The 25,819-nt window shown below is 35.5% G+C and carries 31 protein-coding genes; 8 read left to right on the top strand and 23 right to left on the bottom strand.

All coding sequences use genetic code 11. The features are described from left to right. Positions 1-133 precede the first annotated feature (133 nt). On the bottom strand, positions 134-982 hold the full coding sequence (glcT, locus tag HRG09_RS02440; RefSeq protein ID WP_174099175.1) for a glucose PTS transporter transcription antiterminator GlcT: 849 nt from the start codon (positions 980-982) through the stop codon (positions 134-136). Positions 983-1,147: 165 nt separating this feature from the next. On the opposite strand from glcT, the gene HRG09_RS02435 reads away from it, so the two are divergent. Beyond that, on the top strand, positions 1,148-1,966 hold the full coding sequence (locus HRG09_RS02435) for an HAD family hydrolase (protein ID WP_174099174.1): 819 nt from the start codon (positions 1,148-1,150) through the stop codon (positions 1,964-1,966). A 74-nt stretch (positions 1,967-2,040) separates the two neighbouring features. Here HRG09_RS02435 and phnF read toward each other — a convergent pair whose 3' ends face one another. The 6 genes from phnF to HRG09_RS02405 form a co-directional block, all read right to left on the bottom strand. Then, entirely contained in the window at positions 2,041-2,772 is a 732-nt protein-coding gene (gene phnF / locus HRG09_RS02430; protein ID WP_174099173.1) for a phosphonate metabolism transcriptional regulator PhnF, read from the bottom strand. Continuing rightward, positions 2,702-3,490, bottom strand: coding sequence for a glucosamine-6-phosphate deaminase (nagB, locus tag HRG09_RS02425; protein WP_174099172.1), 789 nt, complete (start codon positions 3,488-3,490; stop codon positions 2,702-2,704). Before nagB ends, phnF begins: the two co-directional genes overlap by 71 nt. Before the next feature lie 4 nt (positions 3,491-3,494). After that, the gene (gene nagA, locus HRG09_RS02420; RefSeq protein ID WP_174099313.1) at positions 3,495-4,637 is read right to left on the bottom strand and encodes an N-acetylglucosamine-6-phosphate deacetylase; all 1,143 of its coding nucleotides are present in this window, start codon (positions 4,635-4,637) and stop codon (positions 3,495-3,497) included. A 258-nt stretch (positions 4,638-4,895) separates the two neighbouring features. After that, the gene (locus tag HRG09_RS02415) at positions 4,896-5,798 is read right to left on the bottom strand and encodes a ComEC/Rec2 family competence protein (RefSeq protein ID WP_174099171.1); all 903 of its coding nucleotides are present in this window, start codon (positions 5,796-5,798) and stop codon (positions 4,896-4,898) included. Positions 5,799-5,873: 75 nt separating this feature from the next. After that, positions 5,874-6,449 (bottom strand): SMC-Scp complex subunit ScpB, encoded by a 576-nt coding sequence (scpB, locus tag HRG09_RS02410; RefSeq protein ID WP_174099170.1) that lies wholly within the window; start codon positions 6,447-6,449, stop codon positions 5,874-5,876. 195 nt (positions 6,450-6,644) lie between these two features. Next, positions 6,645-7,382, bottom strand: a complete 738-nt coding sequence (locus tag HRG09_RS02405; RefSeq protein ID WP_174099169.1) for a segregation/condensation protein A — start codon at positions 7,380-7,382, stop codon at positions 6,645-6,647. 168 nt (positions 7,383-7,550) lie between these two features. Between HRG09_RS02405 and HRG09_RS02400 the strand changes: the two genes are divergently transcribed. Together HRG09_RS02400 and HRG09_RS02395 are read left to right on the top strand one after the other, a co-directional pair. After that, entirely contained in the window at positions 7,551-7,646 is a 96-nt protein-coding gene (locus HRG09_RS02400) for a YjcZ family sporulation protein (protein WP_000510192.1), read from the top strand. 209 nt (positions 7,647-7,855) lie between these two features. Next, positions 7,856-8,374 (top strand): DUF309 domain-containing protein, encoded by a 519-nt coding sequence (locus HRG09_RS02395; protein ID WP_174099168.1) that lies wholly within the window; start codon positions 7,856-7,858, stop codon positions 8,372-8,374. A gap of 20 nt (positions 8,375-8,394) precedes the next feature. Here the strand turns inward: HRG09_RS02395 and HRG09_RS02390 are convergent, their stop codons facing one another. Both HRG09_RS02390 and HRG09_RS02385 read right to left on the bottom strand, forming a co-directional pair. Further along, a complete protein-coding gene (locus tag HRG09_RS02390; RefSeq protein ID WP_174099167.1) occupies positions 8,395-8,760 on the bottom strand; it encodes a GNAT family N-acetyltransferase in 366 nt (121 codons plus the stop codon). Between the two features lie 569 nt (positions 8,761-9,329). Further along, the gene (locus HRG09_RS02385) at positions 9,330-9,767 is read right to left on the bottom strand and encodes a peptidylprolyl isomerase (protein ID WP_174099166.1); all 438 of its coding nucleotides are present in this window, start codon (positions 9,765-9,767) and stop codon (positions 9,330-9,332) included. 187 nt (positions 9,768-9,954) lie between these two features. Between HRG09_RS02385 and HRG09_RS02380 the strand changes: the two genes are divergently transcribed. Further along, entirely contained in the window at positions 9,955-10,821 is an 867-nt protein-coding gene (locus HRG09_RS02380) for a DUF1002 domain-containing protein (protein ID WP_174099165.1), read from the top strand. Between the two features lie 388 nt (positions 10,822-11,209). On the opposite strand, the gene HRG09_RS02375 is transcribed toward HRG09_RS02380, so the two are convergent. From HRG09_RS02375 to HRG09_RS02310, 14 genes are all read right to left on the bottom strand, one after another. Next, the gene (locus HRG09_RS02375) at positions 11,210-12,013 is read right to left on the bottom strand and encodes a Cof-type HAD-IIB family hydrolase (RefSeq protein ID WP_174099164.1); all 804 of its coding nucleotides are present in this window, start codon (positions 12,011-12,013) and stop codon (positions 11,210-11,212) included. 96 nt (positions 12,014-12,109) lie between these two features. Continuing rightward, positions 12,110-13,582, bottom strand: a complete 1,473-nt coding sequence (locus HRG09_RS02370) for a spore germination protein (protein ID WP_174099163.1) — start codon at positions 13,580-13,582, stop codon at positions 12,110-12,112. Continuing rightward, positions 13,560-14,138 carry a stage V sporulation protein SpoVABEA gene (gene spoVAEA / locus HRG09_RS02365; RefSeq protein WP_174099162.1) on the bottom strand — a complete coding sequence of 193 codons (579 nt, stop codon included), beginning with the start codon at positions 14,136-14,138 and terminating at the stop codon, positions 13,560-13,562. Before spoVAEA ends, HRG09_RS02370 begins: the two co-directional genes overlap by 23 nt. Positions 14,139-14,143: 5 nt before the next feature. Next, entirely contained in the window at positions 14,144-14,494 is a 351-nt protein-coding gene (gene spoVAE, locus HRG09_RS02360) for a stage V sporulation protein AE (protein ID WP_174099161.1), read from the bottom strand. 3 nt (positions 14,495-14,497) lie between these two features. Then, positions 14,498-15,514, bottom strand: a complete 1,017-nt coding sequence (gene spoVAD, locus HRG09_RS02355) for a stage V sporulation protein AD (RefSeq protein WP_174099160.1) — start codon at positions 15,512-15,514, stop codon at positions 14,498-14,500. A 12-nt stretch (positions 15,515-15,526) separates the two neighbouring features. After that, positions 15,527-15,985: a stage V sporulation protein AC gene (gene spoVAC, locus HRG09_RS02350; protein ID WP_174099159.1), complete on the bottom strand. Its 459-nt coding sequence runs from the start codon at positions 15,983-15,985 to the stop codon at positions 15,527-15,529. Between the two features lie 11 nt (positions 15,986-15,996). Beyond that, a complete protein-coding gene (locus HRG09_RS02345; RefSeq protein ID WP_174099312.1) occupies positions 15,997-16,413 on the bottom strand; it encodes a stage V sporulation protein AB in 417 nt (138 codons plus the stop codon). Continuing rightward, positions 16,406-17,026 (bottom strand): stage V sporulation protein AA, encoded by a 621-nt coding sequence (locus tag HRG09_RS02340; RefSeq protein WP_174099158.1) that lies wholly within the window; start codon positions 17,024-17,026, stop codon positions 16,406-16,408. The genes HRG09_RS02345 and HRG09_RS02340 overlap by 8 nt, the downstream gene beginning before the upstream one ends. Positions 17,027-17,372: 346 nt before the next feature. Further along, the gene (locus tag HRG09_RS02335) at positions 17,373-17,474 is read right to left on the bottom strand and encodes a methionine/alanine import family NSS transporter small subunit (protein WP_082188779.1); all 102 of its coding nucleotides are present in this window, start codon (positions 17,472-17,474) and stop codon (positions 17,373-17,375) included. Further along, the gene (locus HRG09_RS02330; protein ID WP_174099157.1) at positions 17,474-19,000 is read right to left on the bottom strand and encodes a sodium-dependent transporter; all 1,527 of its coding nucleotides are present in this window, start codon (positions 18,998-19,000) and stop codon (positions 17,474-17,476) included. Before HRG09_RS02330 ends, HRG09_RS02335 begins: the two co-directional genes overlap by 1 nt. A 205-nt stretch (positions 19,001-19,205) precedes the next feature. Then, complete coding sequence (gene sigF / locus HRG09_RS02325; RefSeq protein ID WP_098336150.1) at positions 19,206-19,964, bottom strand: RNA polymerase sporulation sigma factor SigF; 759 nt, start codon at positions 19,962-19,964, stop codon at positions 19,206-19,208. Between the two features lie 12 nt (positions 19,965-19,976). Then, positions 19,977-20,417, bottom strand: a complete 441-nt coding sequence (spoIIAB, locus tag HRG09_RS02320; protein WP_098336151.1) for an anti-sigma F factor — start codon at positions 20,415-20,417, stop codon at positions 19,977-19,979. Continuing rightward, positions 20,418-20,768 (bottom strand): anti-sigma F factor antagonist, encoded by a 351-nt coding sequence (spoIIAA, locus tag HRG09_RS02315; RefSeq protein ID WP_017151015.1) that lies wholly within the window; start codon positions 20,766-20,768, stop codon positions 20,418-20,420. It lies immediately after the preceding gene. Positions 20,769-20,941: 173 nt separating this feature from the next. Next, positions 20,942-22,120 carry a D-alanyl-D-alanine carboxypeptidase family protein gene (locus HRG09_RS02310; protein WP_174099156.1) on the bottom strand — a complete coding sequence of 393 codons (1,179 nt, stop codon included), beginning with the start codon at positions 22,118-22,120 and terminating at the stop codon, positions 20,942-20,944. 163 nt (positions 22,121-22,283) lie between these two features. Here HRG09_RS02310 and HRG09_RS02305 point away from each other — a divergent pair, with 163 nt between their 5' ends. Genes HRG09_RS02305 through HRG09_RS02290 form a run of 4 tightly spaced genes read left to right on the top strand, consistent with a single transcriptional unit; the run spans position 22,284 to position 25,716 of the window. Next, the gene (locus tag HRG09_RS02305) at positions 22,284-22,703 is read left to right on the top strand and encodes a GntR family transcriptional regulator (RefSeq protein ID WP_174099155.1); all 420 of its coding nucleotides are present in this window, start codon (positions 22,284-22,286) and stop codon (positions 22,701-22,703) included. Further along, positions 22,669-23,550 carry an ABC transporter ATP-binding protein gene (locus tag HRG09_RS02300; RefSeq protein WP_174099154.1) on the top strand — a complete coding sequence of 294 codons (882 nt, stop codon included), beginning with the start codon at positions 22,669-22,671 and terminating at the stop codon, positions 23,548-23,550. The genes HRG09_RS02305 and HRG09_RS02300 overlap by 35 nt, the downstream gene beginning before the upstream one ends. Continuing rightward, the gene (locus HRG09_RS02295; protein ID WP_174099153.1) at positions 23,540-24,628 is read left to right on the top strand and encodes an ABC transporter permease subunit; all 1,089 of its coding nucleotides are present in this window, start codon (positions 23,540-23,542) and stop codon (positions 24,626-24,628) included. The genes HRG09_RS02300 and HRG09_RS02295 overlap by 11 nt, the downstream gene beginning before the upstream one ends. Positions 24,629-24,651: 23 nt before the next feature. After that, positions 24,652-25,716 (top strand): ABC transporter permease subunit, encoded by a 1,065-nt coding sequence (locus HRG09_RS02290; protein ID WP_174099152.1) that lies wholly within the window; start codon positions 24,652-24,654, stop codon positions 25,714-25,716. The last annotated feature ends 103 nt before the right edge of the window (positions 25,717-25,819 follow it).

Below are 25,819 nucleotides of genomic sequence, written 5' to 3'. Positions count from 1 at the left end.
AAACGTTTTCGTTATTTGCTTTCATTTGTTTGTCGAATTTTGTATAACTTTGCATGACTTATTATACAAAACAATTGTAAGCGATTCAATCATTTTTTTTAACGTTTTCATTTTAGACAAAAATATATGTCTTTTACACATGCTCTGCTTTTACTAATCTTTGCAAGTGCATCGTTAAATAAATGCTCTCCGCTTCATATACAGGAAGCTGTAATTCTTTTTGCATCACCTTCACAAGCTTCCAAGCTAAATTATAACAAACTGGATACTCTGCTTTTAACAAATCAGCAAATCCTTGTGATTCTTCAACCTTCTCTCCCTTTTTCACTCGTTCAATTGCATATTGCAAATGACGAATAAGACGTAAATAATGAATGCTTTCTGGATCTAATGTAAGGTGTAGATTTGTTTCAATTAAAGAAACAAGCTGCACAATAAGACGGGAGTTTTGATTAACAGAAGATAAATCAGAATTTGTGAGTGAACTATAGATATGAAGTGCAATAAAACCAATTTCCCCTTCTGGTAATGTAATTTGCAAACGAGAATTCAAGAGTTGTACAACGCCCTCAGCAATTTTATATTCTTCTGGGTACAGCATTTTTGTTTCAACTAAAAAAGGATTATCTATTATAAATCCTTGTTTCAGTCTTTTAATTGCAAAAGAAATATGATCTGTTAAGGCAATATGAATATGCTCATTTAATGGTGACTGCGCCTTCTCTTGAATGTACAACATAATATCGTTCATCAGTTCAATTAACTTTTCGCTCACATGTGGCACTAAAAGTTTATATTGTTCACGGTCCCGTTCATTCTTTAAAACAAACATTTTTTCAATTTGTTCCGCTTCTAATACATCTTTTGTTTTTTTTCCAAACCCTATTCCCTTGCCAATCACTACTACTTCCTTATGTTCCGGATGGCTCGCAATGATGACATTATTATTTAAAACTTTTTTAATTTCTAGATAATTATTCATATAACACCACCCTCGTACTTAAATAGCCTGCTTTTATGTTACAGAACTTTCTTCTTTTTCGTCAATGCAAAACATCTACCATTTTAGAAAAATTCATTTTTTAGACATGCTTGCACAAGATGCGTATAATGTAAGAGCACATGTACATAGAAAGGAGAGCACAGCATGATTAAAATGTTTGTTAGCGATATTGATGGTACAATGATGCAACATGGGGGAATTATTGATGAACAAGACATTATTGCCCTTCGTAACCTTGCAGAACAAAATGTGATACTTTGTTTTGCCTCTGGTAGGCTTGATAATGAAATCGCTGGTTTAATGAAAGAAATCGGCACTGATTTTCACCGCATTAGCGTAAATGGTGTATTTGTATATACTCATGAGAATAAACAGTTATTGTCTGCCACATTTGATTCAAGCATCTTACCAGATTTGTTAGCAATGACAAAAGAAGAACCTTATTTCCGTTATGTAAGTGATGAACATAATTATTACATCGAAGAAAAAACGCCCTTTATCCATGAACTTGAAAAACAAGTCACAATGACTTCTGTGGAAGAACCAAATTTATTACAAAAAATTGATGATACAATCTTTCCAAATAAAATTTCTGTTGGTGGCATGAAAGAGGACTTACAAGCTCTTCAGAAGAAAATTGATGAAAAATTTTATGGGAAGGTCAGCACTTTTATTTCTGCTGAACAGTGCCTAGATGTTATGCCACCCAATATTAGTAAAGGCTCTGCTATTTCTGTTCTATTACAAGAGTTCCAAATAAATCCTGAGGAAATTGCTTGTATTGGTGACTCTTATAACGATATTCCAATGTTCTCACTAACTCCTCATAGCTTTGCCATGGCGCAAGCAGATGACGCAGTAAAAGAGCATTCTCATTATGTCGTAGACTCTGTAAAAGATGCTGTGGAACGTGTTCTAGCCTACAATTCAAAGCAAAATAAAAATACGACTCACTCCTTATAAGGATGAGTCGTATTTTTATTTCTTTACATACCCAATCAATCGAAAGTTTACTATGTTTCAAAAAATGAAGTATATTACTTATTTCGTGAAATACTCGTAATAAACTTATAACGATCACCACGATAAATACATTTTACATATTCTAACGGTAATTCACCTTCTGCATATGACCATTGTCGCATTACAAGCACAGGTGCTTTTTTAGGTATATGCAAATGCTCTGCTTCATCATCTGTTGCAATTGAAGCTTCAATTGCTTGGGTAGCACGAACAAGTTTAAAGCCTAACTTTTTCTCTAAATGTTCGTATAAAGATTGTTGCAGAATTTCTTCGTTAATATCTTTTACAAGAGTTGGTGACAAATATGTTGTCTCAAAGGCAATCGGTTCATCATCAGCTAGGCGAATACGCCTTACTTCATATACCGATTCTCCCTCTTGAATTTTAAGCCGGTCTGCTATTTTAGCAGTAGCTGGAACTAGATGGAAGCTCAATAACTGACTACTTGGTTTCATACCACGGGAAAGCATATCCTCTGTAAATCCCGTCATCCCTTGCAGTTTCTGCTCCACTTTTGGAAGTTGAACAAACGTTCCAATTCCACGTTTTCGATATAAATATCCTTGTTCCACTAAGTTATTAATTGCCTGTCTGATTGTCATGCGACTTACTTCAAACTTATCACAAAGTTCATTCTCAGATGGAATTTTATCTCCCGGCGTCCATTCACCGTCCTCAATTAGCTGTTTCACCCACTCTTGAATCTGATAATAGATTGGAAATGGTGAATACTTGTCGATGTTCATCAGCAATCGCCTCACTGCATAAAGATAGAGCTTCTGGATCAGCAATTACGGTTACATTCGGATGACGTTGCAATACTGTAGCAGGACACGCTTCGCTATACTCACCTTGAAGCAGTTCTTTGATTGCTCCTGCTTTTTTCGGTCCCATAGCAACAAGTAAAATTTGCTTCGCTTTCATTATGCTACCAATTCCCATTGTAATTGCATGAGTTGGCACATCTTCTTCTTTTTCGAAGAAACGAAGGTTTGCTTGGCGTGTAGACTCTGTTAATTCTACAATGTTAGTTGGAGAATCAAAAGCTGTTCCTGGCTCGTTAAATCCGATGTGACCGTTTTCACCGATTCCAAGAATCTGTAGGTCAACTGGGTTAGCTGCTAGAATGCCTTCATAACGCTTGCACTCTTCTTCTAAATCATTTGCCATCCCATTCGGTACATAAGTTTCTTTAAATGGAAGATGATTAAACAACTGTTCCTGCATAAAATAATGGTAGCTGTTTTTATCTTCATGTGGTAAATTTACGTACTCATCTAAGTTTACAGTGGTTACACGGCTTGTATCAAGTTTATTTTTTCTCATTTCTGCATAAATACCAAGTGGAGAGCTTCCTGTAGCCATTCCTAATGTTGGATTTTTTTTTGATTTTACAACTTCTTCAATTAATTTATAACCTGCTTCCGCTAATTCTTCTGGAGTTTTTACAACAAGAATATTCATCTACTTACTTCCCTTCCTTCATATGAATTCCTAATCGAACTGTATCATATACATGTAAATCTTCAGTCATGACAACAAAGTCAGCATCTTTTCCTGCTGCTAATGCACCTTTATTCGTTAAGCCAAACTCTTCTGCTTGGTTAACTGATGTCATAAGTACAGCATCCTCAATGGAACATCCTGTAAATTCAATTACATTTCGGAATGCTTGGTCCATTTTTAAAATACTACCTGCCAATGTTCCATCTTCTAAACGAGCACTGCCATCTTTTACGTGTACAGGTTGTCCACCAAGTTCATATAATCCGTCTTCTAAACCTTTTGCACGCATCGCGTCTGTAATGACACTTACTTTTTTAGGTCCTTTTAATTTATATGCTAATTTCACCATGTCTGGATGAATGTGAATCCCATCTGTAATCACTTCAACCATTACATTTGAGTTTAATAACACATGACCGACAACGCCTGGTTCACGGTGATGTAAACCACGCATTTGATTGTATAAGTGTGTAGCATGTGTAATATTTCTATTTTTTAATTGTGCATCAATTGCATCTGTATGTCCCATTGTACCAACAACACCAGTTTCAGCAAGATACTGTTCAAACTCTACCGCACCCTCTCCTTCTGGTGCATACGTTACTAATTTAATTAAATTACCGCTTGCTTCTTGCCATTGTTTAAATTGTTCAATATCCGCAGGGACAATATGCTCAAGTGGCTGTGCTCCCGCACGTTTTTTTGAAACATATGGTCCTTCTAAATGAATATATTCAAAATGTGCTCCTTTTTCTTTTGCTTCTTTTGCAGCACTTAAAGCCGCTTCAATCGCTTCTGGAGCTTGTGTCATTGTTGTTGGGAAGTAAGTTGTAACTCCTTCTTTTAACATTTCTTTACCAAGAGTTACTAATCCATCGCTATTTGCATCCATCGCATCAATATCGTATCCACCATGAATATGAACATCGATCATACCTGGAATCACAATTTTTCCTTCTGCATCAAAAACAGTTTCATTTTCTTGTGATACATATTGAGCCATCAAACCAATTTCTTCAATTTTTTCTGCGTAACGAATAAATCCACTTTCCATTACTTCGTGACCTGTATAAATTTTGGCATTGATGACAACTTGCGTTTTCATTTTCATCGATCCTTTCCCATAAAATACCTACTTGTATTATTACCTATTTGCCTAATTCTATCTTAATATATACATGAGTAGTTGTCTATACATTAATAATAAATTTCCCCTTTTATGATCAAAAAGGAAATTCACTTTTCTTCCCTAATTATAATATATATTATGCATTTTTTCCAAAAGAAGACAGTAGACTTTTATAAAATTTGGTATCGATTCCTTATTTTACTTAGATTTTGATTATCAATAAATCATACTAGTTTACTTTAATAACGGAAGTAGCAAATTAGACCACATTACAATATGCTCTCCATCTGTTTCAACTTCTACCGTTCGCTTATCTGTTGTATATGTCATCACACCATGTCTCTTTAACCTTTTTACTACACTTTGATGTGGATGCCCATATGGATTTTTTTTATCATAAGAAAGAATAGCAAATTGAGGATTTGCCTTTTCTAAAAGCTCTTCACTAGTTGACGTATACGAACCATGATGACCTACCTTTAAAACATCTGCATGTACATCATACTGCTTTATTATTTCCCTTTCAGTTTGTACATCCGCATCTCCCATTAGCAAAAAATCAGCTTTACCATATCGAACTTTTAAAACAATTGATGATTCATTATTTTCATCCTTCGACTTTCCATTATTTAAAACTTGCATAGAAACTTGAGGATCTAATGGGATGTACTGCCCTTGTTTTACACGAACAAACGGAATCCCTCTCTTTTTAATATTGTTCCTATACGTATGATATGTAAAAGAACTATAGGTTTTGCCACTATCTAATACAAGTGACACTGGCATTTGTTCTATAATTGGTATAAGTCCACCTATATGATCCATATCTGGATGAGTTCCTACAACAACATCTAAATGGTTAATTCCCTTTTCAACCAATTTTTGAATGATTACCTCTCCAGCCTCATAAGGACCTCCATCAATTAACATTGTTTGACCATTAGGCAGAATAATAAGTGTGGCATCACCTTGTCCTACCTTAAAAAAACTTACTTTCATTCTCCCTAAATGCGGTCGTTGTATGGAAAAAGAGGACGCAGTATGAACAGACGTCATATATCTTTTGGCAGATGTGCTGTTTAATGAAAAACATAACAAAACAGAAACTAGCAATAGAATAATCCGTACACTTTTCATAATTCGTCTCCTTTTTTCATTTAGTATGGCACGAGGCGTATTTCATATACAAAAAAAGCTTAGCAATATGCTAAGCTACGCTTTTGATAGTTCTTGCAAAGAACCAAAGAATAAGTCTGCTTCATTCATTTGTTCACTTTCTTCAGAAAGGGTTGGTAAATCCTCTAATGTTTGAAGTCCAAACGTATCTAAGAACTCTTTAGTCGTACCATATAAAATAGGGCGCCCTGGACCTTCTGCTCGGCCCGTTTCTTTTATAAGCAAGTGCGATACCAATGTTTGCAATGCCCTGTCCGTTTTCACACCTCGAATCTCTTCCATTTCAGTTCTTGTAATTGGCTGACGATAGGCAACAATCGCCAATGTTTCAAGAGCAGCCTGGGAAAGAGATGCTGTTGTTGGCGTATCCATTAATTTTTGATAATAAGATGCATGTTCTTTTTTTGTAGCAAGGCGATACACTTTTGCAAATTGCACAATTTGCAATCCTCGCTGCATCCCTTGGCATTCCTTTTGCATTTCTTCGATAAGCTGAATTACATCTTTCACTTCAATTTCAAGTACTTTTGCAATTTGTTCCGGATAAATCCCTTCATCACCCGCAACGAATAAAAGCCCCTCAATTATTGCCATCTGTTCTTTTCTATCCAACATACAATCTCCTTTCTCATATCTTTCCGTGCAAAAATATCCATGACAAAGACCGAATCACAGTATATTGCGCTCGGTCCAACATTCCTTCTATTGTTCCAAACCAGATCATGTAAAACTATAATTAGCGAGAATTATCTCCACTAATTATGACTTACTGTTAACTTCCCTCACACTCTTGAAATTAGAGTTTTACTACGCTTTAGAACGAATCAAAAAGATTTCATCAAAATTGTGTTCTTGCTCAATAATAATTTGTTGATTTTTCATAAGTTCGAGCACGGCTAAAAACGTTACTACCATTACTTCACGCTCTTCATCAACAAATAAATCATAAAAACTTTGACGTCCTTCCGCTGTTTCTAATTGCTGTAAAATATTACTCATACGTTGTTCAATCGGTATTTCTTGACGAGTAATTCGCGTTGTTACTGGACGCTTTGATTTTTTTCGACGCATAAGTTTTTGAAATGCTGCTAACATATCATACAGTGTGACATCTAGAGGTAAGCTTGTCTCCTCTTCTTGCTGAAACGATGCAAAATCGATTGGTGGACGTGTATAAAGTTGCGCTCTTTCTTGTTCTCTCTCTTTTAATTCAGTAGCAACTTGTTTATATTTTTTATATTCAATTAACCGCTCCATCAACTCTTGACGGGGATCATCTATAAAGTCTTCACCATTATCAGGTACATCTTCCTCCTGTTTCGGTAACAGCATTTTACTTTTAATTTGCAATAGCGTTGCAGCCATTACCAAATACTCACTCGCAACATCCAGTTGCAAGTCTTTCATCGTATGAATATAAGATAAATATTGCTCTGTAATTTCCGCTACAGGAATATTATATATATCAATTTCATAACGATGGATTAAATGTAACAATAGATCTAAAGGCCCTTCAAAAGCCTCTACTTTAAAATTATATTGCACAAAGCATCCCACCACATTTTTTCTATAACAACATAAGTATAGAGCATACTTATGTTCTATCCAACCTTTTTAAGAAATTTACTTGAAAATAGACATTTGCCCATGCAACAATGCCCACCCCTTCATATGATAAAAGTGTAGTAAGTTCAATGTAGGAGGTTAAAAACTATGGGCCATGTTGATTGTGGTTTTAACGGCGGTTTCGCTTTACTTGTTGTGCTCTTTATCTTATTAATTATTGTGGGCGCGGCTTGCTTCTGCTAATGTAAAATATAATAAACGGCTAGAGATTCTCTAGTCGTTTATTATTTATTCCACTATTTGCGGGCAGTAAGCCCTCCCCCACTATAATTAAAGGTTCATTTTAACTCACAGCCCTAAAAAATAAAGGCTTTAGAACTCTCCCCCTACTCACATTATAGTTACGCTTCATGATACACTGTACGTAAGACCGTTTAGATAGGAGAGAAAAAATGTATCCTACTGCATACATACAGTTTTTAATTCATTTTCATGGAGATTATGATTACTTTGAATGTCACGAAGTACTAGAAGAATATTGGAAATTAAAACCACGAGGAGAACGTGACAACTACTGGGTTGGTTTTATTCAAATAGCAGTTTCTTTATATCATCACAGACGCTCGAATTGGAATGGTTCCATACGAATGATGACAAGCGCCATTGCTATTTTAAAAGAAGAAAGTAAACAAGTGCATGAATTAGGTCTTGATCACCCAACACTTTTAACTATTTTGCAAAAACAATTACAGTCTATTCAAAAGAAAGAACCTTTTACACCTATATTTTTACCCTTTTCAGACTCTTCCTTGGAAAATACATGCTTGCAATTGTGTACAGAAAAAATGCTTCCCTGGAAAAATGCTCATTCGCTACCTACTGAGTACATTGTCCATAAACATAAATTACGTAACAGAAATGATGTAATTGCCGAACGAAACGAACAACTAAAAAAGAGAAAGCAGAGATGACATTGTTCTTATCTCTGCTTTTATGAATGTATATTTTGTTCAACTTCCTTACACTTTTCGCAAAAACTAGTAGTTTGTTCATTGCCACAAACCGTAACACCTTGAAACTTATTTTTTAATTCTTGTACCATCTTCGTACCAATTCCCATGTGACGATGAGATGGATTCACACTAAGATGTTGAATCTCTATTACATTTTCTTCATTGATAATTCCAACTATCCCCACAAAATCATCATTTTGTTTCCACAAATACAGTTGCCAACTATCGTTTTTATCATACTCTTTCATTGTTAATTGTAAAGTTTTCACATTTTTTTCAGTCGGCATAAAAGAAAGAAGTCCCATTGCAATCTTTTCATAACTTTTTTTAAAACGAATTAACATAAACCTTATCCCTTCTTACAAAAGTTACAAACCATGTATCCCCTCTACCACTATTTCTACATCATATCCATTCTACAATATTTTCACTATAGTGAGAAGGGCTGTCAAAACAACTTGATAATCATACAAAGAGAGTTTAGGAAAGTCAACTACATGTAAAACGAAACTTTAATCAGTGTTTTTTCACTCCCACAAATAGCAGGATAAATTTAAAAATCGACATAAAACTTTTCCTATTATGCATGAGGAGAGCATTCATCCATGCATAGAAATGTTCAAACCCTTTTCCTGCCCCATGCCAAATTAAACAAAGCATAAAAATTGAATACAATTCAATGATAACACCTATAAAAAATTTCACTATATCCTATGTGTGTTTACAAAAACTAGTTCTTCGTATAATAACTTTATTCTCTACATTATCATTTACTGTACAACTATCATCAATTCCTCTTTATAGCATAAAAAACTGCTCTTCCCTTTTCATATTGATTGTAAAAGAATTATCTTAAACTGATCATAGCAAGAATAAGTACAAAAAAAGAGAGCTAATTTGCTCTCTCTTTCACTTACTCTTCCCAAACTTTAACTTCTTTCATTACATCGCCTTGACGCATATTTAATACTGTTTCAATACCGCTTGTCGCTTTACCAAATACAGTATGCACACCATCTAAATGTGGTTGTGGTTCATGAACGATAAAAAATTGGCTACCACCTGTATTACGGCCAGCATGTGCCATAGAAAGTGATCCAACTACATGTCTATGAGGATTCCCATCAGTTTCACATGGAATAGAGTAACCAGGACCGCCTGCACCTGTTCCTGTTGGATCTCCGCCTTGACTTACGAAACCAGGAATAACGCGGTGGAATGTAACACCATTATAAAATCCTTGGTCAGCTAATTTTTTAAAGTTTTCAACTGTTTTGGGTGCTTCTTCTGGGAAAAATTCTAATTCGATTTTTTCACCATTCTCCATTAATATGTATCCTAAAGTTTTCATACGTATATTTCTCCTTTCAACTATCTCAGCACTATATTACCATATTCGCGTCCAGAAACAAAAAGAATCCGACAATCTGTATACTTCTTTTTTGAAATTAAGAAGAAGACAGATGACAAATCAGAAAAATATACTATAATAACTGTGTTGCCCGAAAATTCCAGAAAGAGAAAGGGAGCGATTTTTCGTGAGAACGAAACTATTAGCTCTGCTACTAGCTGTTACAGTATTTATGATTCCAGCAGCTTCATTTGCAGACGTGATTGAGGGAGAATCAATCGTTACATTAGGAGAAAATTTATCTGAACAACAAAAACAAGATCTTTTAAAAGAAATGAAAGCGCCAAAAGATGCGCAAATTATTACTGTTTCTAATGCGGAAGAACATAAATTTTTAGAGGGGATTGTACCAAAAGCACAAATTGGTACGAGAGCGATTTCCTCTTCTATGATTACGTATACAAAACCAGGATCAGGTCTTATTGTGCGAGCGAAAAACATTAATTGGGTAACAGATGCAATGTATACAAACGCACTCATTACAGCGGGTGTAAAAGATGCAGAAATTCAAATCACAGCACCCTTTAAAGTATCAGGAACAGCTGCTTTAACAGGACTAATGAAAGCTTACGAAACGACATCGAAAAAAGAAATTCCTGAAGAAGTAAAGAAAGTAGCCAATGAAGAAATGGTACAAACAGCCAAGCTCGGTGACCAAATTGGTGAAGAAAAAGCTGTTCAACTTGTTGCAAAAGTAAAAGAAGAGATTGCTAAGGAACAACCAAAAACAACAGAGGATTTACGTGAGCTAATTAAAAAGATTGCTGAGCAACTTGGTATTACACTAACAGATGAGCAATTAGATAGTTTAGTTTCATTATTTGATAAAATGAAAAATTTAAATATTGACTGGAACCAAGTTGGTAGCCAATTAAATAAAGCAAAAGAACATGTTTCAGCCTTCTTAGGATCTGAAGAAGGACAAGGATTCCTAGATAAAGTAAAAGATTTCTTCTCTAGTATTATTGATTTTATTAAATCCTTATTTAAGTAAGAAAGAGCTCGTCATTGACGAGCTTTTTCTTTATACATCCGAATTAAAAAATGAGATAAACCCTCTGCTTTTTAGATGGGAGAGTGCACCCAGCCACGCATAGTAGCGATCAGGGCCTTTTTTAGCACCATTCCATGGAAAAACAAAAAGAGGTAATGAGTGGACATTTCTTTTTGTTTTCATAGCCGTGAATAATACGCTTGAAAATCAAAGTGAATTTTAAAAATCAGATACACCCTCTGCTTTTTAGGCGGGAGAGATTATCCGCCTCTGCATAGAGCGGTCAGGGCCTTTTTTAGCACCATGCCTTGTGAATACAGAGGGAAAAACACCTTTTGTTCTCCGTAACAGCAACTTATATGTTAAAAAATCAAAATAGATTTATATATTATATAAGCAAAGGCAATTTCATAACAGCTTCCTCTACTGAGCGAACAACGTGACATGCCTTTTCCTTTACATAAGGATGTGCATGATGAAGAGTAAACGAATGTGGTGTTACTGAAAACATCGAGATATCATTAAAAGAATCCCCGATACATGCTACTTCGTGCGCTTCAATTTTCAAATGCTCCATTAAACGTTTTAAAGCACTTCCTTTACTAACTCCTACTGGCATAATATCCACATAACCTTTTCCAGAAATAAAAATTTCAGCTTGCTCATGAAACGTTTCTCTTAATTCTCGATCTAATGTTACAATCTTTTCTGCATCTCCATATACAAACAACTTTGCTGGATGAACAGTCTTACCAAACTCTTCTTCTAATGTTTCGATTTCAGCAATATGCACACCCATATATTCTTCAAAAACGTAATGATGTTCATTTTTCTTTTTTGTATATCTCTGCTCTTTTGCACACACAATATCAGCTAGTCTTTTTTCATGTATATATCGATATATTTCCCGGGCAACTCCATCGTTAAATTTCGATTCATGAAATATTTGCCCATTTGGTAATAGCATCGTAGCTCCATTTAAACCAGTTGTATAATATGGAAATGTGAACCCTTTAACTGCATCGTGAATCCTATGTGTAAAACGGCCAGAAGCAAAGCAAATATTTGTCCCTTTTTCTGCTAACCAACAAAGTGCTTTTTCATCTTCCTTATGAATATGACTCACATTATAAACAAGTGTATCATCTAAATCACTTACAAATAATTTGATCATGCTCTCTTCCCCTTTCATACACAATGTCTACTCTAAGTGTACGAAAAAAATGTTGTGTTTTTGTTAAAAAACGATAAATTTATAATAAAAAAGTAAGCAGGAGTATACCCCTGCTTACTTTTGTCTACGTATATTTTGCGGATGGACAATGCTTGGACGTACTTTTAAGCTGGACATAGTTGGACGTACCAAAATTTTCGTTAATGCGCCCCAATCAAATGGTAAAAACGGCCATAAATATGGTGTTTGTAAACTTTTAATAGATGTTAAAAATAAAATTAGCATTGTCATTCCAATCACAAATCCTATTTCGTGGAACAAACCAGTTAAGATAATAACGAATAGCTTTGCTAATTTATTTCCTAAACCCAATTCATAACTTGGCGTTGCATATATCCCAATCATTGAAACTGCTGTATATAAAATGACTTCAGGTACAAATAATCCAACATCAATGGCAATTTGCCCAATTAAAATCGCTGAAATTAAGCCGGTAGCTGATGATAGCGGGGTTGGTGTATGAATGGATGCCATTCGCAAAAATTCAAGTCCGATATCTGCCAGAATTATTTGTAATAAAATAGGAAGATTAGTCATTTTATTTGGGCCAATGAAAGCAAGTTTCTCTGGTAGCAACGTTGGATCAAATACAAACACGAGCCAAAATGGTAATAAAAACAAAGAAAATATAATACCAATAAAACGAACCCATCGTAAAAATGTACCAACTGCTGGGTTTTGTCTAAACTCTTCCGCGTGCTGCACATGATGAAAATAAGTTGTTGGTGTAATCATGACGCTTGGTGATGTATCAACAATAACTAATACGTGCCCTTCTAATAAATGATTTGCCGCTACATCTGGTCTTTCTGTATAACGAATAAGCGGAAAAGGGTTACAACCCTGCTTTACTAAAAATTCTTCGATTGTTTTGTCAGCCATTGTAATTCCATCTACTTCAATACTCTCTAGTTCTTGCTTAATAATCTTTACTAAATCTGGATTGGCGACATCCTGAACATATGTAATGCAAATATCTGTTTGCGATCGATCCCCTACCCGGATAATTTCATTTCGTAAGCGTGGATCACGAATACGCCTTCTTATTAGTGCTGTATTTACAACAATATTTTCTACAAAGCCATCTCTCGCTCCGCGTACTACTTTTTCTGTATCTGGCTCTGTTGGTGTTCGGCCTGGATAACTACGGACATCAATTACAAAAGCTTCCGTTTCACCTTCTACAAAAATAATAATAAGGCCAGATAAAACTTGTGTCATTACATCATCCATCGTTTTCACTTTACTTACTTGTTGATGAATAAATCGATTTTCTAAAAGCTTTACTGTATCTCCTTCGTAATCCCTTATCTCATTCGTATCCACTGCTTCTTCCAAAATTGGAATGATATAGTTTGTATCACACAATCCATTTACAAATAATACACCGATTTCTTTATCTAGAATTTGAAATTTACGAATTCCAACATCAAATGTAACACCGAGTCCAACTGTTTGTTTTAAATAATTTTCATTGTCACTTAAAAAAGAAGAAATCGGGATATTAACGTTCTTCTGTTTCGTCATAAAATCCACTTCTTTCTAAAATTAATTGAATTGCTTTTTTTGTAATGGGCGATCCTCGTTCCCATTCATCATTTCCACACATTTTTCCAATATCACCAATTCCAACAATGACAGGGACATTTAATTCATCTAAACAGTAAATCGTATCTCCATTAATCCTGCCAATTTCACCATCGGGCAATCCAAATTTGTCAACGCCGTATTCTGTTAATCTGCCTTCTCGATCTACACTGACATCTACACGGGCCCACTCCCAATGATGTGTATTAGACGCAACGGCTAAAATACCGAGAACATCAATGTTTTTATGCATCGCCACATATTTTAATGCCTTTTCACCTGAACCTTCTCCAATAAATCCACTATCATCAAACATGACAAATACAGGGTCATATGGCGTTTGCATAATCAGCTCAACAATCTTCTTTCCTGTCAATTTAGTGGGATTGCTTTGGGAGGCTGAAATACACCTGCCACCCAATTCCTTTGTTAACAACTCAATTGTTCGCTTTGCATATTCATCTCCGTCTGTCACCAAAATAACCCTTCGTCTCATTTGTTTTATCCTTTCGGTTTACATATAAGTGCCACAAAGAACGCAAATAATATCGCTGCTGAAATACCTGAGGAAGTTAAACTAAACATACCAATTCCTATTCCTAAATAGCCATGTTTTTCAGCTGCCTCTAATGCCCCATGTAAAAGGGAATGCCCAAAACTCATTATAGGAACAGTTGCACCTGCCCCTGCAAATTTTATGAGTTTATCATATAATCCAAAACTATCTAAAATCGCTCCAATCACTACAAAAGTGGCCATTAAATGTGCAGGAGTTAATTTAGCAAAATCCAATAAAAGTTGTCCTATCACACAAATAACTCCCCCAACAATAAACGCGTATACAAAATCCACAATTCACACTCCTTTTACCCTTTCAAATACAACGCCATGTGCAATTGTTGGAATCGTTTCTTTTTGCTGTATCATAATCGGGCTTAACAATGCCCCTGTTGCAACTACAAAAATACGCTGTAAGTTTCCTTTTTTCATTTCTTCTAGTAAATGTCCGTATGTTACAACTGCCGAACAACCGCAACCACTTCCACCTGCAAAAACCTCTTCTTGATCCTTGTGATAAATCATTAATCCGCAATCATTATATACATGCCCTAAATCATATCCTTCCTCAAGTAAAAGCTGCTTCGTAATTGGCGCTCCAACACCTGATAAATCACCTGTAACAATAAGATCATAATCAGCTGCACTTCTCCCTAAATCTTCAAAATGTTGTTGAATCGTATGAGCAGCTGCAGGCGCCATTGCCGATCCCATATCAAAAGGATTTGTAATTCCTAAATCTTGCACTTTCCCAATGGTGGCAGCTGTTATTTTAATATCGCTCGGTTCTTTACTAATTAAAGCTGTTCCCGCCCCTGTAACAGTTGATGTAGCTGTACCAGGCCTTTGCCCCCCATATTCTGTTGGATAACGAAATTGCCGTTCTGCAGTTGCATTATGACTACTAACCGTAGCTATCACACGGTTAGCAAAACCGCCATCAATAAAAGCCGATCCAATTGCTAGTGTCTCCATCGAGGTTGCACAAGCACTAAACATACCTAAAAAAGGAATTCCGAGCTCTCGTGCCACATAATTCGCTGTAACGGTTTGGTTTAATAAGTCACCTGCTAAAAAAAAATCAATTTGGGAAGGTCTTATATCCCCCTTTCGCATAACCTGCTGAATTGAATCATTCATCAACCTTCTTTCAGCGAGCTCCCAATTTTCTTCCTCGCAGTGTAAGTCATCGTATGAAATATCAAAACACTTTCCAAGAGGACCTTCCGCTTCTTTTGGACCGACAGCAGTACCTGTTGCATTCACAAATATATGATTTTGAAATACCCATGTTTGCTTTCCTGTCAATCTCATATCTAGTCTCCTTTAAGACAGCCAAAGTTTAAACGTATATCGAATGAGTCCAACAATGTATGCTCCAACAACTCCAAATACAATTACACTTCCAGCAAGCTTAAACATATTTGTAGCAACTCCAAGTACAATTCCTTCACTACGATGTTCCATTGCTGCGCTTGCCATTGAATTTGCAAACCCAGTAACAGGAACTGCTGAACCAGCTCCTCCGAACTGACCAATTTTATCGTATACACCAAATCCAGTTAATATGGCCGATAATAGTATGAGCGTTGCTATAGTAGGATTCCCCGCAGTTTTCTCATTGAAATGAAAATAATGCATATAAAACTTCATCAAGCATTCTCCTACTGTACAAATCGCTCCTCCTACAACAAACGCTTTCACACAATTCATCACATAATTTGGCTTTGGATGATAATCTTTTACTTTATTTATGTAATCATATTTTAATTTATCTTGTGTCATCTTGTTGCCTCCTACCGTGCAAAATAAATCCAATGAAATAAAGAACCCATTACCTTTCCAAGTACAAGTGCAACGAGTAAAATAACAATTTTCCCATCTACTCCTACCCGTTTAGCTAATATAGGTAAAACATTTAATACTTCTGTCAAAGCCGCAGCAAGCATACCGATAAATGTTCCGCAAAATAACCCAAGTAAAATGAGCCAATACTGAGATACTTGAAAGGTTATATCTCTTAAGCTGCACCATGCTCCCATCAAAGAACCACCAATTACGGCCCATTCAAACCATTGGACACGATGACCACTCCTTGTTAACTGCGCTAAACGTGGGATGACACCAAGTACAGCTAAAAAAGCAACGTATCCCCCTCCAACTGCAATCCCACCAGCAAGACCAATTATGATTACTAAACTGTACTCAATCATCTGCAATTTGTTTTGCACTCTCTTTATTTTCATTAATCATGACATATTGATCGAGTGACTGTTGATATTGGAACATTTCCACTTCTAACGGACTCGGCTCTTCATTAATTCGTTTTTGAAACACATGATTAAAAAATAGGACCATCCCTAATCCAAGTCCTAAAGAATAAGGAACTTGAAATAGGAGCGGTTTATAATTGATTTCTCCTGTAATCATGTAATATAGACGTCCATGTACTTGTTGCATACTTACGTCCTCATGAAAATAAATAATTGCTAGAGCCGCCCCGACAAAAAGTAATATCCAAACCAATCCAAAGAAAACAGGGTTTACTTTCTTTTTTTCATAGACGATTTCAACAAGTGTTTGTCCAGGACCAAATAAATTAATTTGTGTCTGCTGTGTAGTTTGCCCAATGACTTGAATAATTTTCATCGCATCAATTACGACATGTGTTTTATCACGTTTTGTGATTTTATATACGAGCTGTTTTTTTATTTTTTCTACTACATCAGACTCTCCAACTACTTGTGCAACATCTTCAATCTTCACCTCATATGAAGGTGATACTTGCAAACGATTTCGCATTTTGAGATAGATTGTTTGTTCCACTTAAAGCTCACCTCTTCACTTTTCCTCGTAGTTGTAGTATGGTTTTTGGAAAATTTTCTAATACAACATTTTTATAAAATACACTCTGTACAGTGAATTTTTTATCAACAATCTTAACAAATAAAGAAAACAGGGATTTTAGCAATAGCCTTTTATGGTATAAAAGGGTAAATTAAATTTTATAGACACAAATTCAAATATATCGACCTTTTCTCAAAATATATCAGCGATTCGACAAAGGATATCAATTTTGCAACAAATAACGACAAAAACAGGAGCCTGCTGACTCCTGTTTCCCCACACCTTTAAAGAAAAAACATCCGCACCTTTTTGGCGCAGATGTTTTTTATGCCTTCTTTTTTCTAAATAAATTCATAATACTTAAAGCTAATCCTCCCCAAATGACTACAATTCCAATGATCATCATCATAATTGCTGATCCACTCATTATGAAACACCTCGATCTTTCCATTCTTTTTCAAGCTGGGCAGAATCTGAATGTATTTGCGAATTCCATTTTTTCACGCTAATAATTAATGCAATGATAAGAAATGCTGCTGCTAAAGCCCAACCATACGTTACGACAAATTGTGTTGGATAATCTCCGTAATTCTTTTGAATGTTTTGGATTGTACCATCAATCAACATGTACCCTAACATAAGTGGTGTAATAACAAGTAAACTAACTCTCCAGAACATCCCTAGCTTAATATCCGATGTGAAATTCGCATGATTTTGATATACTGGTAAACGGCGAAGGATAAGTCCAACCGTAACCACCTCTACTAATGCAATTACAATAAGTCCAAAGTTATTTGCAAAGTAATCTACAACATCTAGGAACATCAGCCCGCCACGTGTCGCAAATACAAGTGAAACTAGCACAAGAAGAGTACCCATAATTCCAATGGTCTTTTGACGACTTAGACTAAATTTTTCAGATACAGCTGCAAAACATACTTCTGCTAATGAAATAAGTGATGTAATTCCAGCTACCGTTAAAGACAGAAAGAATAATACTCCAAATAATGGTGACATCGGTAATTCGTTAATAATTTGTGGGAATACGACAAACGCGAGTCCAACGCCAGCGCTCGCTACTTTATCAACTGGTACTCCCATGTTATTTGCCATAAAACCGAGTGCTGCAAACACACCGATTCCAGCTAATAATTCAAATCCTGAGTTCGCAAAACCAGTAATAAAAGCGTTATTTGTTGTATCAGAGTTCTTTGGTAAATAACTAGAGTAAGTAATCATAATTCCGAATGCTAACGATAAACTAAAGAAAATTTGTCCGTATGCAGCAAGCCATACTTTTCCATCTAAAATACGACTCCAATCCGGTTTAAAAAAGGCATCAAGCCCTTGCATTGCTCCTTCCATCGTAACAGCGCGAACAACAATAATTAGAAACATCACAACAAGTAAAGGAATAAAAATACGGTTTACAACTTCAATTCCTTTCTTAACCCCTTTAAATGCCACACCAAGTACAATAATCCAAACAAGAGCAAGTGGAATTAACACTTCAGGTACAAGGCCTCCAAATTGTCCTGGCTTATCAGCAACTTGTAAATATTCTTTAAATAAAAAAGCTTCTGTATCTTTCCCCCACGCTCCAGTAATTGAAAAATACGTATAAGAAATCGACCATGCAATAATAACAGCATAATACGTGGAAACGATAAATGTAACAGCCATTTGCCACCAACCAATAAATTCAGCACGTGGATTTATGCGAAAGAATGTAAGTGGTGCTGAACCGCGGTGACGATGTCCAAGAGCAAATTCAAAAGCTAATAATGAAATACCAGTCGTTAATAATGCAAATAAGTACGGTAAAAAGAATGCTCCCCCTCCGTTTTCATACGCAGTATACGGAAAACGCCATATGTTCCCTAATCCAACAGCAGAACCGATTGCTGCAAAAATAAATCCAGCCCTCGTTCCCCATTGCTGCCTTGTTTCCATGCTTCCTTCCCCCTTTATGACAAGTCTATAATTGGATTATATTTAAAATTTACTAAATTATCAATAAATTCTGTAAATTTATCTGGATGAGTGAAATTTTGGGATTTTGGAAAAGATAACATCAATAACATAAGATGTAGCTTTTTTCAAAAGTTCATTTGAAATATTACTCCCTTCTAGTTCAAATAAAAAATCGAATAGATGGCTATTCATCTATTCGATCTTTCATCTGTTTTAAAATTTTCTTTTCAAGTCTCGAAACTTGAACTTGAGAGATACCAATTCGCTCCGCTACTTCTGATTGCGTTTGATCTTTATAATAGCGCAAATACACAATTAAACGTTCGCGCTCATCTAGTTCTCTAATCGCCTCTTTTAGGGCGATTTTATCAAACCATTTCGTTTCCGTTTGGTCTGCAATTTGATCTAATATCGTAATGGGATCCCCATCATTTTCATAAACCGTTTCATGTATGGATGACGGAGTACGGCTCGCTTCCTGCGCAAGAACAACTTCTTCTGGCGTCAGTTCGAGTGCTTCAGCAACCTCATTAATCGTTGGAGCCCTGCCGTATTCTTTAGAAAGCTCATCCTTCATTTTCCGAATTTTATTTCCAGTTTCCTTTAAAGAACGACTTACTTTCACAGATCCATCATCCCGCAAGAACCGCTGTATTTCTCCAATAATCATTGGAACTGCATAGGTTGAAAATTTCACCTCAAAAGACAAATCAAATTTGTCTACTGATTTCAACAGTCCAATACAGCCAATTTGAAATAAATCATCTGGTTCATATCCTCGATTGAGGAATCGTTGTACAACTGACCATACAAGACGCATATTGCTTTGGACTATCGTATCCCTTGCTTGTTGATCTCCATCTTGACTTTTTTGAATTAACGCTTTTAACTCGTGGTCCTTTAACTGAGGTTTCTTTTTCTCATTTCTGACCTCTATGTCCATAGGCAATTCTCCTTAATTGCATAGAGCGTTACTATTTGATAAGTATTTTGTCAAATGGATTGTTGTCCCGAAAGATTCATTTGAAATAACTTCTACTTCATCCATAAAATTTTCCATGATAGTAAATCCCATTCCGGAACGCTCTAATTCAGGTTTAGTTGTAAAAAGAGGTTGCCTTGCCTCGTCTAAGTTAAAAATGCCAACCCCTTCATCTCGAATCGTGAGTTTCACCATTGCTTCTTCCAAAATCACTGAAATGTAAACAAGACCTTCTGCATTCCCTTCATATCCGTGAATAATTGCATTTGTGACTGCTTCAGACACAACCGTTTTAATCTCTGTCAATTCCTCCATTGTTGGATCTAATTGTGCGATAAAAGCAGCAACTGTAACGCGAGCGAACGATTCATTTTGACTTAATGCTGAAAATTGAAGGTTCATTTCATTTCTCATTTATGCCACCCCCAACGTCGCGAGCGCATGCGCTTCACTTTCTTCTAAGCGAATGATTTTAAACAGACCTGACATTTCAAATAAACGTTTTACAGGAGGTGAGATTGCACAAACGACCATCTCCCCTCCTAAACCTTTAACATGCTTATATCTGCCTAATATAACACCAAGACCTGAACTGTCCATAAATGTTAACTTCTCTAAACTTAGTACAATATGATGAGCGCGATGCGTCTCAATCATATCCGTTACTTTTGCTCGCAACTCTTCAGCAGTATGGTGATCTAGTTCACCCGCTAACCGAACACATAAGACATCACGCTTTACTTCTAAATGCATGGAAAGACTCACACGATTTCCTCCTTATGCTTAAACTTGATTCATTTACATAAGATTTTCGTGAACATAAAATAAGAATCCTTCCTACTGACAAAAGAAGTACTATTTCGCCATAATGTGAACCTTTCAGCAATTATTCTACCTTTTTCATGTATGCGGATAGAAAAGCGGCAATACCTTTGCCGTTATTTCGATGTTGAAAACGTTCCTAAACTTCTTTTAAACAGTTCCCACCAGCTTGCTGCGGCAACATCTTCTTTCGCTACAATCGTTTGCTTTAATAAAACATCTTTATCTTTTTTAATAACAAGTGTACCGAGTGCATCACCTTTTTTAATTGGTGCTTTTACTTTCTTTTCAGCAATAACTTCCTGTTTTACCTTGTCCATATTCTCGCCTTTTTTCATAAGAAGAGATACATTATCCGATGCCACTAAATCTACATTTTCTTTCTTACCTTTTCCTACTTTTACAGTTTGAATTTTTTCACCGCGCTTATACAATTTTTTCGTTGTATACTGTCCAAATGCATAATCAAGAAGCTTTGTTACCTGGTTGTTGCGTTCTTTTGATGTTGGCGCTCCCATGACAACAGAAATAACACGCATGCCATTTTTCTCAGCTGATGCAGTTAAACAATATTTTGCTTCTGTCGTGAAACCTGTTTTCACCCCATCTACCCCTGGATAAAAACGAACTAATTTATTTGTATTCACAAGCCAAAATTTTTTCTCTGTATTTTCACGTAAATAATCTTCATACTTTCCTGTATATTTCCGAATAAGTGGATATTTCATCAATTCTTTCGCCATAATTGACATATCATATGATGTTGAATAATGATCTTTTGCTGGAAGACCCGTTGGATTTTGGAACTGTGTATTCTTTAGTCCTAAGTCCTTCGCTTTTTTATTCATCATGTTTACAAAGCCTTCTTCTGAACCAGCAATATGCTCAGCAACCGCAACCGACGCATCATTTCCCGATGCAATCGCAATCCCTTTTAGCATTTCATTCACTGTCATCTCTTCACCAGGCTCAAGAAAAATTTGCGAACCACCCATTGATGCTGCATGTTCACTTGTTCTTACTTTATCTTCTAGTTTTAGTTTTCCCTTTTCAACTTGTTCCATAATCAGTAGCATCGTCATAATTTTCGTCATACTAGCAGGTGGTAATTTTTCATTTGGATTTTTCTCAAATAAAACTTTACCTGTATCTTGCTCAATCACAATCGCTGACGATGCTTGCTCTGCTAAATTCGGCCCTGTTTCTACTTCTTTTTTCTCAGACTGCGCAAAGCCAACAGAAATACCAGAAAATAACAACATGAAACAAACAAGTATTCCAAAAACTCGCCTCATGACTAACCCTCCATTCTATATCAAACCTATTTTTTCCAATTCGTGCGTTTTTATACCATATTTTTCTATGAAATTGTATTGACAAACAAATCTACCACATATATTGTATTAAGTGTATTATATATAGCAGTACACTGAAAACATTAGGAAGGAGACATTGCTCTTGCACATTCAACTCGATCCGAGAAGCAACACTCCGATATGGGAACAAATCGTTCACAATATAAAAGAGCTCGTACTAAAAAAAATGTTAGCTCCAACAGATAAACTACCATCTGTACGTGAACTCGCTTCACTTCTTGTCATTAATCCAAATACAGTAAGCAAAGCGTATCAAGAATTAGAACGGCAAGGAATTATTGAAACACTGCGAGGAAAAGGGACATTTGTCTCCCAATCGATCACACCAATATTAGATGAAAGGAAAATGGCCATGGTTGAAAAACAATTCCATCAATTACTACTAGAAGCTTCTTACCTTGGAATTACGAAAGAGAAAATTCACGATTGGATTGATTCATACTATAAAGAACTAGGGGGAAATAAGAATGCTAAAAGTGACGAATCTAGGGAAAGCAATTGATAACCAAGTCATTTTAGACAATATTTCTTTCACATTACAAAAAGGAAGTATTGTTGGATTACTCGGAAGAAACGGTGCGGGGAAAACGACTTTACTTCGGACACTTGTTGGTATTTTAGATCCGGATGAAGGCACTGTTACATATGATGATGTGGATGTTCATGGGCATCCAGAGATGAAGCAGAAGATAGCTTATGTGCCGGATTCTACTAATATATTAAGCGGATATACAGTAAAGGAAATTGCGAAGTTTTATAAGGCTGTTTATCACAATTTTAATGAAGAACATTTCTATCAGCTGCTAGAACGCTTCAAATTACCTGAAAAACGCATTCGTAGTTACTCACGCGGTATGAAAGCACTTCTTGCTATGGTTTTAGCGTTTTGTACAGGTGTAGAATACATTATTTTAGATGAGCCAACTAATGGACTTGACCCGATTGTAAAAAGACAAATTTTACAATTTTTAATTGAAGAAGTAGCAGAACGTGAAATTACCATTCTCATTTCGACTCACCACTTAGATGAAGTAGAAAAAATTGCTGACACGGTTATTATTTTAAAAGATCATACAATCGCATCGATTACAGCATTAGAAGATACAAAATCTCGCTATGCAAAAATACAAGTTGCTTACGAGCGTTCACTACCACAAAAACTAGAAAACTTAGCAAATATAAAAATATTAAATCAAACTGGAAAAGTATATACGATTTTAATTGAAAATAATGTAGCAACTACGTTAGAAAAATTTCATAAAGAACAACCTCTTTTATTAGAAGAATTACCAATGTCACTCGAAGATATATTTGTCACAACGTTTGGGGAGGATTCATATGTTTCATAAAGCTTTATGGATGAAGCAATGGAAACAAGGAAAATATATAATTCTATTGTTTTGGTTAATTAGTTTGTATCAACTCCCTTATAAATATTATCAAGCAGCACAAATGGCGCTAAATCATTCGAAAATGAAGATTGATGAATATACGTACTACTACTCCTACTATTTTCAAACATATGATGGTGCCGTCCTCTTTCAAGGAGTTGCTCTTATTGCACTTGCTTGTCTTTTAATTGGATGGGAACGTAACAATCAATCAACTGATTTTCTATTCGCAATGCCGTTTAAGCGAAAAGATATTTTTTTAACAAAGTGGTTATTTGGCGTTTTCAACATTATTGCAGTACACATAATTTGTTGGATTAGCATGTACGGAATTAAAAACATATCATTTCACAATGAGTATCAAATCTTTACTCCGTTTCATAGTTACTTTTTATATGCTACGGTTGTACTCATTGCTATTTATACATTTGCTTTATTCATCGGTACGATTACCGGAAATGTTTTCTCGCAAAGTAGTTTAACTGCCATTTTATTATTTTTACCATACGGCCTGGCGTTATTAATATCTGGATTTATTTACTCTCATACACAAGGTTCAGTAGAAGCATTAGGTGAAATAGAACGTAAGACTCATATATATTTACAACATGCGAGCATCATTTCACCATTAGAATTTTTTTCAATTGCTTATGATTATCACCCGATAGAAACGTTTGATGACTATGGAAATAAACTTTCTAGTGTACCACAGGACGATCCAATGGAACATACTTCGATTCCTTCCCCTTGGACACTATTAACACCGTTTGCTTATATCATGATCTTTTTACCATTATCAATTTTTCTATACGCATGTACACCGAATGAACATAATGGAAAAATACTATTGTTTCCTAGCTTGCAAAAGTGGTTCATGCTTTGTACTGTTCTATGCTTCGGATTACTTGGCGGTAGCATATTAGGCAGACGAGATGCACTCCTGTCTTATTATATTGGATTTTTCCTATTCGCTATCATAAGTTACTTCATTTTTACACGTCTATTAAAATTGAAGTTTGCTTTTGGAGGGAAATAAATACAAATTGAGGTGGTGGATATATGTTTCATAAAGCTTTATGGATACGAAACTATAAGCAGGGAAAATATGTCATTTGGCTTTTTTGGCTAAGCACTTTATACGCCTTACCATATAAATATTATATGCATGCACAGCACACTACTGAGTATTTACGCAACACAACAGATACTTATTACAACTATTTTTTACAGGGAGCTAACATACTATTCCCAGCTCTTCTATTAATGGGATTAGCGATTCTTCTAATAGGATGGGAACGCAATAATCAAACAATCGATTTCCTTTGGTCTATGCCATTTAAACGGTCACACTTATTTTTATCAAAATGGTTACTAGGCATCGTTCATATCGTAGGTGCCCTTAGCCTTAGTTGGTTTCTTATGTATATTATTCACAAGAATACGATACATGCTCAGTATCAATCCTTTTCACTATTTCATATATACTTTGCTTATACAATCATTACACTAATTGCAGTTTATACATTTACGCTCTTTATTGGGGCGATTACAGGGAACCTTATCTCACAAAGCGCTTTAAGTTACGTTATTATCATTTTACCTTTATACATCTTTCAGCTCGCGTTCCCTTTTTTCGCACTACATATAGATTTATCACGAGAAGAGTACAATTATAATTATAATAAATATGCCCTTTATACAGAAAATGTAAGTATTGTATCTCCTCTTACTCATTTTCGAATTAACTATGACTACAATCTACAAAGGGAGCCTATAGAAGATGAATACGGAAACAGACATACAGGACCTACTTACCATCACATCCCGTCCGCTTGGATACTGTTAAGCCCTGTTATCTATATACTCATCTTCCTTCCACTAGGAGCTTATTTATATACGCGTGCTCCAAACGAGCATAACGGAAAAATATTGTTATATCCAAAACTTCATAAATATTTCTTAATCTGTACTTCTATTTGTTTTGGGCTTCTTGGTGGTACTGTTTTTATTGATGGTAGTAATTCTTTACCTCTTTACTATATTTATTTTATAGGGTCTGGCATACTGACATACATTATCTTACATCGGTTGTTAAAACATAGACTCTCTTTATATGCAAAATAAAAGTTTCTTCACAGCCTGAACAAATCGACAACAAACGAAAACGCAACAAAATGATTCGGGTAGTCATACAAACCAAGGAACTCAAAAAGGCTCGGAGGAAAAA

Source organism: Bacillus sp. Xin1, assembly GCF_013314535.1.
Classification (GTDB): Bacteria; Bacillota; Bacilli; order Bacillales; family Bacillaceae_G; genus Bacillus_A.
This window is presented reverse-complemented; position numbering and strand designations above follow the sequence as displayed.

What these genes read in the sequence shown, in the direction of transcription:
- nagB (WP_174099172.1), bottom strand. Translation starts at nt 3,490, where the DNA reads ATGAATATTCTTGTTGTAAAAACTCCAGAAGAATTAGCGGAAGCAGGT.
- HRG09_RS02390 (WP_174099167.1), bottom strand. Translation starts at nt 8,760, where the DNA reads ATGTTAATTCGTTTTAAAAAAAGTTATGAAAAGATTGCAATGGGACTT.
- HRG09_RS02335 (WP_082188779.1), bottom strand. Translation starts at nt 17,474, where the DNA reads ATGAGTGGATCAGCAATTATGATGATGATCATTGGAATTGTAGTCATT.
- HRG09_RS02345 (WP_174099312.1), bottom strand. Translation starts at nt 16,413, where the DNA reads ATGATTGAGTACAGTTTAGTAATCATAATTGGTCTTGCTGGTGGGATT.
- phnF (WP_174099173.1), bottom strand. Translation starts at nt 2,772, where the DNA reads ATGAACATCGACAAGTATTCACCATTTCCAATCTATTATCAGATTCAA.
- HRG09_RS02370 (WP_174099163.1), bottom strand. Translation starts at nt 13,582, where the DNA reads ATGACGAAACAGAAGAACGTTAATATCCCGATTTCTTCTTTTTTAAGT.
- nagA (WP_174099313.1), bottom strand. Translation starts at nt 4,637, where the DNA reads ATGAAAACGCAAGTTGTCATCAATGCCAAAATTTATACAGGTCACGAA.
- glcT (WP_174099175.1), bottom strand. Translation starts at nt 982, where the DNA reads ATGAATAATTATCTAGAAATTAAAAAAGTTTTAAATAATAATGTCATC.
- HRG09_RS02290 (WP_174099152.1), top strand. Translation starts at nt 24,652, where the DNA reads ATGTTTCATAAAGCTTTATGGATACGAAACTATAAGCAGGGAAAATAT.
- HRG09_RS02330 (WP_174099157.1), bottom strand. Translation starts at nt 19,000, where the DNA reads ATGGAAACAAGGCAGCAATGGGGAACGAGGGCTGGATTTATTTTTGCA.
- HRG09_RS02435 (WP_174099174.1), top strand. Translation starts at nt 1,148, where the DNA reads ATGATTAAAATGTTTGTTAGCGATATTGATGGTACAATGATGCAACAT.
- HRG09_RS02400 (WP_000510192.1), top strand. Translation starts at nt 7,551, where the DNA reads ATGGGCCATGTTGATTGTGGTTTTAACGGCGGTTTCGCTTTACTTGTT.
- spoIIAB (WP_098336151.1), bottom strand. Translation starts at nt 20,417, where the DNA reads ATGAGAAATGAAATGAACCTTCAATTTTCAGCATTAAGTCAAAATGAA.
- sigF (WP_098336150.1), bottom strand. Translation starts at nt 19,964, where the DNA reads ATGGACATAGAGGTCAGAAATGAGAAAAAGAAACCTCAGTTAAAGGAC.
- HRG09_RS02300 (WP_174099154.1), top strand. Translation starts at nt 22,669, where the DNA reads ATGCTAAAAGTGACGAATCTAGGGAAAGCAATTGATAACCAAGTCATT.
- HRG09_RS02385 (WP_174099166.1), bottom strand. Translation starts at nt 9,767, where the DNA reads ATGAAAACTTTAGGATACATATTAATGGAGAATGGTGAAAAAATCGAA.
- HRG09_RS02295 (WP_174099153.1), top strand. Translation starts at nt 23,540, where the DNA reads ATGTTTCATAAAGCTTTATGGATGAAGCAATGGAAACAAGGAAAATAT.
- spoVAC (WP_174099159.1), bottom strand. Translation starts at nt 15,985, where the DNA reads ATGACACAAGATAAATTAAAATATGATTACATAAATAAAGTAAAAGAT.
- spoVAEA (WP_174099162.1), bottom strand. Translation starts at nt 14,138, where the DNA reads ATGAGACGAAGGGTTATTTTGGTGACAGACGGAGATGAATATGCAAAG.
- HRG09_RS02415 (WP_174099171.1), bottom strand. Translation starts at nt 5,798, where the DNA reads ATGAAAAGTGTACGGATTATTCTATTGCTAGTTTCTGTTTTGTTATGT.
- HRG09_RS02395 (WP_174099168.1), top strand. Translation starts at nt 7,856, where the DNA reads ATGTATCCTACTGCATACATACAGTTTTTAATTCATTTTCATGGAGAT.
- HRG09_RS02310 (WP_174099156.1), bottom strand. Translation starts at nt 22,120, where the DNA reads ATGAGGCGAGTTTTTGGAATACTTGTTTGTTTCATGTTGTTATTTTCT.
- HRG09_RS02375 (WP_174099164.1), bottom strand. Translation starts at nt 12,013, where the DNA reads ATGAAAGGGGAAGAGAGCATGATCAAATTATTTGTAAGTGATTTAGAT.
- spoVAD (WP_174099160.1), bottom strand. Translation starts at nt 15,514, where the DNA reads ATGAGATTGACAGGAAAGCAAACATGGGTATTTCAAAATCATATATTT.